Origin of the sequence: Ruminococcus sp. (assembly GCF_016287535.1) — a bacterium.
Taxonomy (GTDB): Bacteria; Bacillota; Clostridia; order Oscillospirales; family Ruminococcaceae; genus Ruminococcus.
The window spans coordinates 81501-94755 of the sequence record NZ_JAEFAJ010000007.1 but is presented as its reverse complement, the minus strand read 5'-3'; the positions used below and the strand labels follow the sequence as shown (position 1 = coordinate 94755).

Genomic DNA, 13255 nt, shown 5'->3' with positions numbered 1-13255 from the left:
AGAATGTTCTCCACGATAGATACTCACGACTTTGAAACGAAGGTAAATCAGGCTGTCAAATTTTTACAGGGCGGCGATAAACTCAAGGTTTCGGTTAGATTCCGTAAAAGAGCTATTGCACATCCCGAACTTGGAAGCGAACTGCTTGATCGCTTCAAGGAAGCAGTTTCTGAGGCAGGCACTGTGGATAAGCCGGCTAAAATGGAGGGACGCAGCATAGTTATGTTCGTTTCCCCTAAAGCCGCTAAGTAAGGAGGATCATATAATGGCAAAGGTAAAGGTTAAAACTCACTCGGGCGCTAAGAAGCGTTTTAAGATTACAGGAAGCGGTAAGGTAAAGTATCAGCACACCAACAAGAGACACAGACTTACTCAGAAGGACACAAAGCGCAAGAGAATCGCTCGTAACGCCGGTGTTGCTGATTGCACAAACGCACCTACTATCAAGAAGCTCGTTCCCTATATGTAATCAGAGGCGGAATACAGTTCCGTACAGCATGAGCTAATTCCCGTAATTTTAATTTTGGAGGTAAAAGACTATGGCACGTATTAAAGGTGCAATGATGACTCGTAAGAGAAGAAACAAGACTTTAAAGCTTGCTAAGGGCTACTGGGGCTCTAAGAGCAAACACTTCAAGATGGCCAAGCAGGCTGTAATGAAGTCAGGTAACTATGCATACATCGGAAGAAAGCAGAAGAAGAGACAGTTCAGACAGCTCTGGATCACAAGAATCTCAGCAGCTGCAAAGCTCAACGGCATGAACTACTCAACATTCATGAACGGCTGCAAGAAGGCTGGCATCTCTCTCAACAGAAAGATGCTCTCCGAGATCGCTATCAACGATGCAGCAGGCTTCACAGCAATTGCTGACAAAGCAAAGGCTGCTCTTTAATTCATATAATAAACACGCTTCTTAATTACGTTAAGAGCGTGTTTTTGTTAATCCTCGGATTCATAATGCGTAATTTGCAGCAATGGCTGCGGTTACGCATTACGAATAAATACAGGCGGTGTTGTGCTGTTGGAAAACATCATCACTTCAAAAGATAATCCTACTGTCAAGCTGTATCAGAAGCTTTCTTCTTCAAAAAAAGAAAGACTTCAGTACGGCTTATTCGTGTTGGAGGGGCTCAGGATAGTTGAGGACGCTCTCCGTGAGGAAAGCGGCATTACACAGCTCATTCTTACACGGAAAGCGCAGGAGCGCTTCGGTGAGGAGATTTTACAGGCTGATTTGAGGAGCACAAGAACTATTGTCATTTCAAATGAGCTTGGAAATAAGATCGCGTCCACAGATACCACACAGGGAGTATTTGCAATGTGCAGGATACCTGTGCAGCGAAGCGTCAGCAGCATAATGAAAAGCGGCGGAAAGTATCTGGTGCTTTTCGGAGTCCAGGATCCGGGAAATGCCGGCATGATGATAAGGACTGCGGACGCTCTCGGTATTGACGGAGTGATACTTTCAGGAAGCTGCGATCTTTACAGCCCTAAGGTGATACGTTCTACCATGGGTTCTGTATTCAGAATGAAGACAGCAGTTGAAAATGACGCAGGCGTCCTTTTCACTGAACTGGAAGAAGCAGGCGCGGTAACATCGGCAGCTGTCATAGACAAGGACGCAGTACCTGTTACTGAGTGCAGCTTTGAGGGTACCCAGGCTGTGTTCATCGGCAACGAGGGCAACGGACTTCCCGGCGATATCGCGGAGCGCTGCACAAGGCGGGTCATAATCCCTATGCATGGCAGCATAAACTCTCTCAACGCAGCAATGGCTGCCGGGATACTAATGTGGGAGCTTAGCAGGTAATACACTCATTCCGCGGCAGGAGGTGCTGTAATGGAAGAAAGACGGGACAAGATAAACTACTACCTTGATATAGCTGAAAAGGTGTCGGAAAGATGTACCTGCCTCAGAAGACACTACGGCGCTGTTATCGTAAAGAATGATGAGATAGTTTCAACGGGCTATGTGGGAGCGCCGAGAGGAAGAGCCAACTGCTCCGACCTTGGCTACTGCATAAGAGCAAAACTTGATATCCCCCGCGGTGAGAGGTACGAGCTGTGCAGGAGCGTTCACGCTGAGGCGAATGCCATAATATCCGCACCGAGAGAAAGAATGCTGGATTCGACACTTTTCCTTGTTGGAAAGGAAGCAGCTGACGGTACATACATTGAAAAAGCCAACAGCTGTTCAATGTGCAAAAGACTTATAATCAACGCAGGTATAGACAAGGTCATCGTAAGAGATGACAAGGAGAACTACAGGATAATATCCGTCGGCGAATGGATTGATAATGACGAATCACTTGACGGAACAAGGGGATATTGACATTATATTATACTTTTATAAAACAAAGGGGGCTTTGCTATGGACGAGTTAAAATACTGGCTGTGGCTGAATATGGTATTCGGCACAGGAAATCATCGTATCTGGGAAGTAATAAACTTCTTCCGCACGGCTGAAAAGGCGTACCTTGCACTGAACGAGGGAAGCACCATGGTCAGCCTCAGTGAAAATGAGAATAAAAATGTACATAGTGTGCCGCTGCACAATGCAGAGGTATTTCTTGATAACTGCGCAAAGCGTGGGATAGGGGTAATATGCTGTAAAAGCCCTGAGTATCCTTCGCAGCTGAAGCATATATACAATCCGCCGTCAGTTATATATTACAAGGGCAATATCTCATGCCTGAGGAGCGAGCTTACCGTCACGGCGGTAGGAACTCGAAAGGCGGACGTGTACAGCCTGAAAGCGGCAAAGGAGGTATGTTCAGAGCTTTCGGCACGAGGGGCTGTCATAATAAGCGGCTTCGCCGTAGGTATAGACCTTGCCTGTAGTATGGCTGCGGCTGAGATGGGCAGACCAACTGCCTGCGTCATGGGCTGCGGAGTCGATGTGGATTATCCTAAGCAGAACTTCGCTTACAGGGATACCATACTTGCGGCGGGAGGAGTTTTTATATCGGAGTTCCCGCCGGGGACACAGCCTTATTCCGCAAACTTTCCCAAGCGGAACAGGGTGCTTGCAGCTCTCGGCAAGGCTGCTGTGGTATTTCAGGCAGGCTTGAAGAGCGGTTCACTGATAACTGCCAACCTTGCTGCTGCGCAGGGCAGAGAAGTTCTGTGTCTGCCGCCTGCTGATATTTTCAGCGGTGAATATTCAGGCAATATAAAGCTGCTCCGCGACGGAGCGATACCTATGTATGACGCTTCCGACGTAATGGACTGCATAATCGGCAGAAAAGAACAGCTTTCCGCTGCATATACGACAAAAACGCTGCCTTCCGCTTATACTCCGGATGATGAGGAGTTTATAACCGAAGCAATGTATGAACTTAACAATATACCTGCCGGTCAGGAAAAGCCCTCCCGTGAAGCTGTGAAAACTGAGCTCACGAATGATCTTTCCGAGCGGCAGACGCAAATAGCGGAGGCACTTGAAAATGGTGCTCTTCACGCAGATGAGCTTGCTCAGAGACTTGAGCTTGACACGTCAGAGCTGATGACCGAGCTCACAGAGCTTGAGATATTCGGCATTGTCCGTTCATTGCCGGGCAAAATGTTTGAACTTATAAGATAAGGGGATAATCCGATGTCAGATTTAGTTATAGTAGAGTCGCCTGCAAAGGCAAAAACTATTCAGAAATATCTTGGAACAGGATATGAGGTCATCGCTTCGATGGGTCATGTCCGCGACCTTCCGAAATCAAAGATGGGCGTTGACAAGGATAACGACTTCAAGCCGCAGTATACTGATATGAAGGGCAAGGAGGACGTTATCAGAGAGCTGAAAAAACGCGCCAAGAAGTGCGATAAAGTATATCTCGCTACCGACCCTGACCGTGAGGGAGAGGCTATATCATGGCATATAGCGCAGATGCTGAAGCTCGATATGAACGACAACAACCGTGTTGCCTTCAACGAGATCACCAAAACGGGCGTAAAGAACGGTATGAGCAATCCTCATAAGATCGACGTTGATCTTGTGAACGCTCAGCAGGCAAGACGTATCCTTGACAGACTTGTGGGCTACGAGCTCAGTCCTTTCCTCTGGAAAAAAGTCAAGAGAGGCTTGTCCGCAGGAAGAGTGCAGTCTGTGGCTGTACGTCTTGTAGTTGACCGTGAGAACGAGATAAGAGCATTCGTACCCAGGGAGTACTGGTCCATCGACGCGAAGTTCACAGCTCCGTCGTCAAGGAAGGTATTTGACGCAGCACTTGTTGCTGTTGACGGCGAAAAGCTTGAGATAGCCAATCAGGCTGAAGCAGACGATCTGCTCAGAAGGCTTGAAGGCGCCGAGTATACAGTGACATCCGTCAAGAAGCGTGTCACAAAGAAACAGCCTGCACCTCCCTTCATCACATCTACTCTCCAGCAGGAGGCTTCACGAAAGCTCAGCTTCAGTGCGAAGCGCACAATGAAAGCGGCGCAGGAGCTTTACGAAGGTGTCGATGTACAGGGAGTGGGCGCAGTAGGTCTTATCACTTACATGAGAACCGACAGCCTTCGTATATCCGATGAGGCAAAGAAGGCTGCCGCAGAGTATATAGGCACGGTTTACGGCAGCGATTACCTGCCGCCGGAGCCGAGAAGCTTCAAGACAAAGAGCAACGCTCAGGACGCTCATGAAGCTATACGTCCTTCAACTCCGGAGCTTACTCCGGAAAGGGTAAAGTCCAGCCTCAGTGCGGATCAGTACAAGCTGTACAAGCTGATATGGGAGCGCTTTATCGCAAGTCAGATGGCAAACGCTCTCCTTGATACTGTCTCGGCTGATATTGAGGCAAACGGCTGCACATTCAGGGCTTCAGGCTATTCCATAAAGTTTGACGGCTTTATGGCGCTGTATGTTGAGTCCACGGACTCTGAGGACGGAGCTAAGAAAATGCTGCCTGATCTCAAAGCCGACGATAAGCTGAAGCTGAAATCCATATCCGGAAATCAGCACTTCACACAGCCTCCTCCGCGCTATACGGAAGCATCTCTTATCAAGGCTCTTGAAGAAAACGGAATAGGCAGACCAAGTACCTATGCCCCTACAATTACAACTATCACATCGCGCCGTTATGTGGAGCATGAGGGCAAGGCGCTGAAGCCTACAAACCTTGGCGAAGTCATAACCGAGCTTATGAAGGATCACTTCAAAAAGATAGTTGACGCAAAGTTCACTGCCGAAATGGAAAACAACCTCGATGAAGTCGAGCACGGCGAAAAGAACTGGGTCAGCACTCTCCGCGAGTTCTACGACGATTTCTCAAAGACTCTGAAACAGGCTGAGGAAGCTATGGACGGCAAGCGCGTAAAGGTCCCCGACGAGGAGACTGACGTTGTATGCGAGCTCTGCGGAAGAAATATGGTAATAAAGTACAGCAAGTACGGAAAATTCCTTGCCTGCCCCGGTTTCCCGGAGTGCAAGAACACCAAGAAGATAGTTACCGAGACAGACGGAAGCTGTCCGCGCTGCGGAAAGAAGATGCTGCTGAAAAAGTCCAAGAAGGGCAGGAGCTTCTACGGCTGCGAGGGCTTCCCGGAGTGCAGCTTCATGACATGGAACGTACCGACATCGGAGCTCTGTCCTCAGTGCGGCAAGACACTGTTTATGAAGGGCGGAAAATCCGGAAAGCTCGTCTGTGAGACAGATGGCTGCGGCTACGAAAGAGAGCTGAAAAAATGAGTGCGGTCATAAGTGTTATCGGCGCAGGACTTGCAGGCTGTGAAGCCGCATGGGCTGCTGCGGAAGCCGGTATAAACGTAAGGCTTTATGAAATGAAGCCGGAAAAGTTTTCGCCGGCGCATAAATACGGCGGCTTTGCGGAGCTGGTATGCTCTAATTCGCTCAAAGCTGCAAGACTTGAATCTGCTGCCGGACTTCTGAAACACGAAATGGAAATGCTCGGCTCACTAACAGTTCCATGCGCAAAGGAGAATGCCGTTGAGGCAGGTGGAGCTCTTGCGGTAGACCGTGAGAAGTTCTCCGACGCGGTTACGGAGAAGATAAAAAGCCACCCTCTTATCAAGGTTATCGGCGGCGAGGTCACAGAGCTGCCGGAGGGTACGGTGATAATAGCCACAGGTCCACTCACTCAGGGGGCAATGGCTGATATAATAAAGGAGCTCTGCGGCGAGGGGCTCAGCTTTTATGACGCTGCCGCTCCTATTGTGACTGCGGAGAGCGTAGATATGGAAAAGGCGTTCTTTGCTTCACGCTATGACAGAGGAGACGCGGATTATGTGAACTGCCCCATGAACAAGGAAGAGTACCTTGCGTTCTACAATGCGCTCATTGCTGCCGAGAAGGTGCAGCTCAAGGACTTCGAGACCCACCCATTCAGCGTTTATGAGGGCTGTATGCCTATAGAGGAGCTTGCTTTGCGTGGAGTTGATACTATGCGCTTCGGTCCCATGAAGCCTGTAGGTATCGACGATCCGCGCACAGGCAGAAGGCCATATGCGGTAGTGCAGCTCAGGAAGGAGAACCGCGAGGGAACTCTCTTCAATCTTGTGGGCTTTCAGACGAATCTGAAATTCGGCGAGCAGAAGCGTGTATTCTCGATGATACCGGGACTTGAAAACGCCGAGTTCATGCGCTACGGCGTAATGCACAGGAATACCTTCATAAACAGTCCGGAGCTGCTCAGCAGCGATTTCTCCATGAGGAGCCGTCCGGAGATATATTTTGCAGGGCAGATAACCGGTGTTGAGGGCTATATGGAAAGTGCGGCAAGCGGTCTGATAGCAGGTATCGCCGCTGCAAGGAAAATAAAAGGACTTGAACCCATTCAGCTCCCTGCTGATACTATGACAGGAGCGCTGTCACGGTATGTCAGCGACCCGTTCAACAGCGGGAATTTCCAGCCAATGGGGGCGAATATGGGTATACTTCCCGATATCGGCGTAAGGATAAAGGATAAAAAGGAACGCTACGGCGCTTATGCGGAACGTGCGGTCAGGTCGCTGAGAGGAGAGCTGGATAGAATTGGCAGTAAAGGTAATAGTTGACGCTTTCGGAGGAGACAATGCTCCTCTGGAAGTTATAAAGGGCTGCGAAAGGGCAGTCCGGGAGCTCGGCGTTAGCATAGTCCTTACAGGCAGAGAGTCTGAGATAAGGAGCTGCGCCGAAAAGAACGGTCTCAGCCTTGACGGTATCGAGATAGTTCATACCGATGATGTTTTTGATATACATGAAGAACCGAAGGAGATAATCAAGTCAGGAAAGAATTCCTCTATGGCTGTAGGTCTCGGACTTCTTGCAGAGGGCAGGGGCGATGCCTTCGTTTCCGCTGGAAGTACGGGAGCTCTTGTTATGGGTGCTACCTTCATCGTCAAGCGTATCAAAGGCATTAAACGGATAGCGCCTTCACCTGTTATGCCGGCGGATAAGGGCAGCTTCGTGCTTGTGGACGCAGGTGCGAACACAGAGTGTCGCCCTGAGATGTTGGTGCAGTTCGCAATAATGGGAAGCGCTTACATGGAAAAAGTAATGGGAATAGATGACCCTAAGGTCGCCCTGCTGAATATCGGTTCTGAGGAGACAAAGGGCAGGGAGCTTGAAATAGAAGCATACAAGCTGCTTGAAAAGTCAGGGCTGAACTTCGTGGGCAATATCGAGGCAAGGGATATGCCCAAGGGCGAGGTGCAGGTCGTCGTTACCGACGGCTTTACCGGAAATATAGCTTTGAAACTTTATGAAGGAATGGGCAGCTTTTTCTCCAAAAAGGTAAAATGGCTCTACTCCGGAGCAGGAAAGCTCGGAGCTCTGCTTTCTTACAAAAAGATTCAGACGTTCCGCAAGCAGATGGATTATAAGGAAGTGGGCGGCTCGGCGCTTCTCGGTGTCAAGAAGCCGGTCATAAAAGCTCACGGAAGCTCTGACGGTACGGCGTTCTTCAACGCTGTCAGGCAGGCAAAGCGCTGTGTTGAGGGTAATGTCACAGGCGTTATAGAGAGCTTTGTGTCCGGTATGGAGCTTGCGGACAAGGAGTGATACTATGGAAGAACTTGAAAGATTTGAGGAAATAATCGGATATAAATTCAAGGATATACAGCTGCTGAAGCAGGCGCTTTCCCATTCGTCCTATGCAAACGAGAAGAAGCGCCCCAACGGCAGCAATGAGCGCCTCGAATTTCTCGGCGACAGCGTCCTTTCGATAGTTGTATCTGATTTCTTATATAAAAACCTCAATGTCGCAGAGGGGGAGCTCACAAAAATGAGAGCCTCGCTTGTATGCGAGAAGTCACTGCATATATTTGCGCAGCAGATAGAGCTGGGAAGGTTTCTCCGTCTCGGCAAGGGTGAGGAAAATACCGGAGGCAGAGAGCGTCCCTCAATACTTGCGGACGCTTTTGAGGCAGTTATAGCCGCAATATACCTTGACGGCGGAATGGAGCCTGTATCGAAGCATATCCTGCGCTTCATGCCAAAGGATATCCGCCATGCAAAGAAGCCGGTATTCAATGATTTCAAAACTGTCCTGCAGGAAGTAGTACAGAAGAATCCGGAAGAAAAGGTGGAATATGTGCTTATCGGCGAGGAGGGCCCCGACCACAACAAGCGCTTTGTTGTGGAGGTGTGCCTTAACGATCAGGTCATAGGCAAGGGCACCGGTAAGAGCAAAAAGGAAGCCGAGCAGCTTGCTGCTAAGGAAGCTCTTGAGCTGATGGGCTATGAAGCACAGTAACATATCTATATTCGTTCCGCATATCGGCTGTCCTCATCTGTGCAGCTTCTGCGACCAGCGTACAATAAGCGGCGCGCAGCACGCTCCTACAGGGGACGAGGTCAGGGAGATATGCCGAAAAGCGCTCAGTGAAGTGAAGGAGCCGGAAAATGCGGAGATAGCCTTTTTCGGCGGCAGCTTTACCGCGGTCCCTCATGATTATATGCTGGAGCTCCTGTGTGCGGCTCATGAGTTCGTGGGCGAGGGAAAGTTCAGAGGGATACGCTGCTCAACACGTCCCGACTGCATTGACCCTGAGGTACTGCAGCTTCTGAAGGGCTTCGGAGTTACGGCGATAGAGCTTGGCGCGCAGTCAATGGACGACGACGTCCTTGAACTGAACGAGCGCGGTCATACTTCGGCTGACGTTGAGAATGCCTGCGTACTCATACGCGCATTTGGTTTTGAACTGGGCTTGCAGATGATGATAGGTCTTTACGGCAGCACTCCGGAAAAGGAGTGGGCTTCTGTCGAAAGGATAGCTGCTCTGGCACCGGATACCGTAAGGATATACCCTGTCGTGGTGCTGAGAAATACAAGACTGGGAGAACTTCTTCTCTCAGGCGAGTATAAGCCGTTCAGCTTTGAAAAGGCTGTGGAGGTAGCATCTGCGGCTATGGTCATGTTTGAGGGCAGCGGCATAAGAGTGATAAAATGCGGTCTTCACGCTTCCGAATTTGTGGAGCAGGATATGGTGGGAGGCTTTTACCATCCTGCTTTCCGTGAGCTCTGCGAAGCCCTTATATACCGCCATAATATTGAATTCGTCCTGAAAAGTGAAAATGTGAGCGGCAGTGCCGTTATAGCAGTCAATGACAGATGTATCAGCAAGGCGGCAGGACAGAAGAGATCAAACATTGCCTTCTTTGAGGAGCGCGGTGTGAACATAAAGTTAGTGGGGGACAAAGATATCCCCAAGTATGAATGCGAACTGAGGAGGTGAGCGATTGTACCTTAAATCATTGGAAATACAGGGATTCAAGTCATTTCCTGATAAGATAAGCCTGACCTTCGACAAGGGACTTACCGCTGTTGTCGGTCCAAACGGAAGCGGAAAGAGCAATATAGGCGATTCTGTCCGCTGGGTGCTTGGAGAGCAGTCCACTAAAACTCTCCGCGGAAACAAGATGGAGGACGTAATTTTTTCAGGTACCGTTGCCAGAAAGCCTATGGGATTTGCCGCAGTTACGCTGAATATCGACAACCGTGACAATACTATACCGGACATCGGAGAAGAGATAGCGGTCACACGTAAGCTTTACCGCAGCGGTGAGAGCGAGTATCTCATAAACGGAAAGCCGTGCCGCCTGAAGGACATAAACGAGCTCTTCATGGACACAGGTCTCGGACGTGACGGATATTCCATTATCGGACAGGGAAGAATCGCGGAGATAGTAGGCGCCAAGAGCTCGGAACGCCGTGATATATTTGAGGAAGCGGCAGGCATCTCAAAGTTCAGATACAAAAAGCTGGAGGCTGAGCGAAAGCTTACAGCCGCACAGGAAAACCTTCTCCGCCTTACTGATATACTTGCTGAACTTGAAGGCAGAGTTGAGCCGCTGCGTATACAGTCGCAGAAGGCTGAGAAGTTCATAAAGCTTGCGGAGGAGCGCAAGAAGCTGGAGATATCCGTATGGGTCAGCCGTCTTGACGAGATGAAGCAGAAGCTTGACGAGCTGGACGGAAAAATACTGGTAAGCAAGAATGAATACGAGAATATCGAGAACGACATTCAGCGCGAGGAGCAGAAGATAGCCGACGGTATCAGAAAGATGCAGGAGAGCACCATGCGTGCCGACGAGCTCCGCAGAAAGATGCTGGAGGAGGAGCAGACCGCTTCCGATATGAAGTCGGGCATAGCAGTTCTCGAAAATGATATAAAGCACTGCAATGAGGCTGTTGAAGCCGCACAGAGGAATATCGACAACGCCGAGGAAGCCAAAAAGGCTCTCGAAAACGAGAGAGAGACAGTCCTTGATGGTCTTGCAGAGCTTGAAGAGCGCAAAAAAGCACTGGAGGCTGAGATAAAGGAAGCTGAGGAGAGCTTTGAGAAGGCTGAGGATGAAAGCTCAAAGCTGGGCGACTCGGTCGACAAGGCAGGCAGCGAGATAAACGGTATGTACATCAGACAGAGCGAGTACCGTTTTACCATAGAATCCTCAAAGTCCATGATACAGGAGCAGACGGAGCGCCTCAGCGCTCTCCGTGAGAGCAGCGGAAATCTCGGTAAAAAGCTTGAGGAGTACGATGCACAGGCTGCTTCAATAAAGGAGGAGTCCGAAAAGAACTCCGCAAGGGCTGAGGAGATACGCAACAGGCTCAGCGGACTTGAAAGGCTTTACAAGTCCCGCCGTGAGGGCTTCGAGCAGGCAAAGAACGACTTTGAGCGTGCGCTGTACGAGCTGAAAGACAAGCAGCAGCGCCGTAAGATACTCACCGACCTTGAAAACAATATGGAGGGCTTCGCAGGCAGTGTAAAGCAGGTGCTGAAGGCTTCAAAGCAGGGACGTATCGGCGGAGTGATGGGAACTGTCGCTCAGAATATCGGAGTTGAACCCGAATACGCCGTAGCTGTAGAAACAGCTCTCGGCGGAGCAATGCAGAATATAATCGTTGAGAATGAGGACATAGCCAAGCGCTGTATCCGATTCCTTAAAGAGCAGAAAGGCGGACGAGCCACATTCCTGCCAATAACCTCTGTAAAGGGCTACGAGCTCCGTGAGCAGGGGCTGGAAAGCTGCGAGGGCTTTGTCGCCAACGCTAACAAGATAGTGACCTACGATCCGAAGTTCAGCGGTATAATCGCTTCGCTGCTCGGACGTATAGTAATAGCCGAGGATATCGACACCGCAACTCTGATTGCAAAAAAGTACGGCTACAAGTTCAAGATAGTTACTCTCGACGGTCAGGTCATAAACGCAGGCGGTTCCTTTACCGGAGGCTCTGCGCAGCGCTCCGGAGGTATAATTACCAGAAAGAACGAGATAGACACCCTTGACGGCGAGATATCGAAGCTTGAATACGAGCGGGACGCTCTCCGCGAAAAGGCTGAAAAGCTCCGTGCGGAGTCTGAAAAGCTGCGTTATGATACGGAGGCTGCAAAGGAAGAGCAGACACAGTGCGAGGCGGAGCGCGTCCGTATAGGAGCAGAGCTTACAAGTCTTGATTCACTTTCCCAGCAGCTACGCACACAGTCCGAGGACTCCGGGAGGCTTATTTCGGAGACAGAGCAGCGCATTGCCGCAGCACGTCAGAATATAGCCGATTCTGAAAAGGGTCTGGCAGATACTGACGCGGAGATAAAGGCAGCCGAGGAGAAGCTGGCAGAGGGACAGGATATCCGTGAAAAGCTGAGATTACAGCGTGAGGAGTTGTCCGACAGGCTTTCAGAGCTTAAAATAAAGGGCATGGAGCTTGCAAAGGACGTTCAGGCGCAGGAGCTTGAGCTCTCACGTATCGACAGCAGGGAAGAAGAGCTTAAAAGCGGCGCAAAGCAGTTTGAGGAGGAGATATCCCGTCAGAAGGATATCATATCCCGGAAGGAGAACGAGATAGCTCAGCTGAAGCAGAAGCTTGCTGATTTCAAGGACAATACCGCTGTTTACAATGCAGAGATACAGCGCTGTCACGATACGCATACTGAGCAGAACCGTCTCGTCAACGAGATGCAGAACGGTCTCAAGGCAATAAACGAGACCAAGGAGAAGCTCTCCGCTGATGTTACACGTCTTGAAGAGCGCAGGGAGACAGTCTGCCGTGATACGGACAATATTATCAGGCAGCTCATGGAGGTCTACGAGCTTACACGCTCGGAGGCAGTACAGCTTGCGGAGAAGATAGAGGATATGAACGCGGCTCAGGCGGAGCTCACAACTATCAAGAACAAAATACGCGCCCTCGGAAGCGTAAATGTTGACGCTATCGAGGAGTACAAGGAGGTATCCGAGCGCTATCGCTTCATGTCGGAGCAGATAGCCGACGTACAGAAGTCAAAGGCAGAGCTTGAAAAGATAATAACCGATCTTACCTCTGAGATGTGCAGGATATTCTCCGAGAGCTTTGCGATAATAAATTCAAACTTCAAGAGCATTTTCGTGGAGCTTTTCGGCGGCGGAAAAGCGGAGCTCATACTCACAGACCCCGAAAACGTTCTGGAGTCGGGTATCGAGATAAGCGTAGCGCCTCCCGGAAAAGTCATAAAAAACCTGATCTCACTGTCGGGAGGAGAGCAGTCATTTGTAGCTATAGCGATATATTTTGCAATACTCAAACTGAGACCCGCTCCCTTCTGTATACTCGACGAGATAGACGCGGCACTTGATGAAGTAAACGTAAGGAAGTACGCTCAGTACCTGAAAAAATTCACCGATACTACCCAGTTTGTGCTGGTAACTCACAGAAGAAGCGCTATGGAGGAAGCAAACGTGCTCTACGGCGTCACCATGCAGGAGGACGGTATCTCAAAGCTTCTGAAGATGGAGCAGGTGGATTTCCAGGAAGACGTTGCGGACGTACAATAATATTTGTCACACTT

The 13255-nt window shown here is 49.9% G+C and carries 12 protein-coding genes; all 12 read left to right on the top strand.

Features of this window, described 5'->3' with window-relative positions:
* On the top strand, positions 1–252 hold a 252-nt coding region (gene infC / locus QZZ36_RS05005; protein ID WP_295077776.1), incomplete at its 5' end, for a translation initiation factor IF-3.
* Between the two features lie 13 nt (positions 253–265).
* Positions 266–469 carry a 50S ribosomal protein L35 gene (gene rpmI, locus QZZ36_RS05000; protein WP_019678115.1) on the top strand — a complete coding sequence of 68 codons (204 nt, stop codon included), beginning with the start codon at positions 266–268 and terminating at the stop codon, positions 467–469.
* A gap of 70 nt (positions 470–539) precedes the next feature.
* Positions 540–893 (top strand): 50S ribosomal protein L20, encoded by a 354-nt coding sequence (gene rplT / locus QZZ36_RS04995; protein ID WP_019678114.1) that lies wholly within the window; start codon positions 540–542, stop codon positions 891–893.
* 129 nt (positions 894–1022) lie between these two features.
* Complete coding sequence (locus QZZ36_RS04990; RefSeq protein WP_295077773.1) at positions 1023–1811, top strand: RNA methyltransferase; 789 nt, start codon at positions 1023–1025, stop codon at positions 1809–1811.
* Between the two features lie 30 nt (positions 1812–1841).
* On the top strand, positions 1842–2333 hold the full coding sequence (locus QZZ36_RS04985) for a deaminase (RefSeq protein WP_295077771.1): 492 nt from the start codon (positions 1842–1844) through the stop codon (positions 2331–2333).
* 39 nt (positions 2334–2372) lie between these two features.
* Entirely contained in the window at positions 2373–3584 is a 1212-nt protein-coding gene (gene dprA / locus QZZ36_RS04980; RefSeq protein WP_295077768.1) for a DNA-processing protein DprA, read from the top strand.
* A gap of 12 nt (positions 3585–3596) precedes the next feature.
* Entirely contained in the window at positions 3597–5678 is a 2082-nt protein-coding gene (gene topA / locus QZZ36_RS04975) for a type I DNA topoisomerase (protein ID WP_295077765.1), read from the top strand.
* A complete protein-coding gene (trmFO, locus tag QZZ36_RS04970; protein WP_295077762.1) occupies positions 5675–7003 on the top strand; it encodes a methylenetetrahydrofolate--tRNA-(uracil(54)-C(5))-methyltransferase (FADH(2)-oxidizing) TrmFO in 1329 nt (442 codons plus the stop codon). The genes topA and trmFO overlap by 4 nt, the downstream gene beginning before the upstream one ends.
* Positions 6981–7988 (top strand): phosphate acyltransferase PlsX, encoded by a 1008-nt coding sequence (gene plsX, locus QZZ36_RS04965; RefSeq protein ID WP_295077759.1) that lies wholly within the window; start codon positions 6981–6983, stop codon positions 7986–7988. Before trmFO ends, plsX begins: the two co-directional genes overlap by 23 nt.
* 4 nt (positions 7989–7992) lie before the next feature.
* Positions 7993–8682 (top strand): ribonuclease III, encoded by a 690-nt coding sequence (gene rnc / locus QZZ36_RS04960; protein ID WP_295077756.1) that lies wholly within the window; start codon positions 7993–7995, stop codon positions 8680–8682.
* Positions 8669–9664 (top strand): radical SAM protein, encoded by a 996-nt coding sequence (locus QZZ36_RS04955; RefSeq protein ID WP_295077753.1) that lies wholly within the window; start codon positions 8669–8671, stop codon positions 9662–9664. Before rnc ends, QZZ36_RS04955 begins: the two co-directional genes overlap by 14 nt.
* A gap of 4 nt (positions 9665–9668) precedes the next feature.
* A complete protein-coding gene (gene smc, locus QZZ36_RS04950) occupies positions 9669–13241 on the top strand; it encodes a chromosome segregation protein SMC (RefSeq protein ID WP_295077750.1) in 3573 nt (1190 codons plus the stop codon).
* Positions 13242–13255: the final 14 nt, after the last annotated feature.

Excerpts from the sequence above, each read along its gene's own strand:
- rpmI (WP_019678115.1), top strand. The coding sequence starts at position 266 with ATGGCAAAGGTAAAGGTTAAAACTCACTCGGGCGCTAAGAAGCGTTTT.
- rplT (WP_019678114.1), top strand. The coding sequence starts at position 540 with ATGGCACGTATTAAAGGTGCAATGATGACTCGTAAGAGAAGAAACAAG.
- QZZ36_RS04985 (WP_295077771.1), top strand. The coding sequence starts at position 1,842 with ATGGAAGAAAGACGGGACAAGATAAACTACTACCTTGATATAGCTGAA.
- dprA (WP_295077768.1), top strand. The coding sequence starts at position 2,373 with ATGGACGAGTTAAAATACTGGCTGTGGCTGAATATGGTATTCGGCACA.
- topA (WP_295077765.1), top strand. The coding sequence starts at position 3,597 with ATGTCAGATTTAGTTATAGTAGAGTCGCCTGCAAAGGCAAAAACTATT.
- trmFO (WP_295077762.1), top strand. The coding sequence starts at position 5,675 with ATGAGTGCGGTCATAAGTGTTATCGGCGCAGGACTTGCAGGCTGTGAA.
- rnc (WP_295077756.1), top strand. The coding sequence starts at position 7,993 with ATGGAAGAACTTGAAAGATTTGAGGAAATAATCGGATATAAATTCAAG.
- QZZ36_RS04955 (WP_295077753.1), top strand. The coding sequence starts at position 8,669 with ATGAAGCACAGTAACATATCTATATTCGTTCCGCATATCGGCTGTCCT.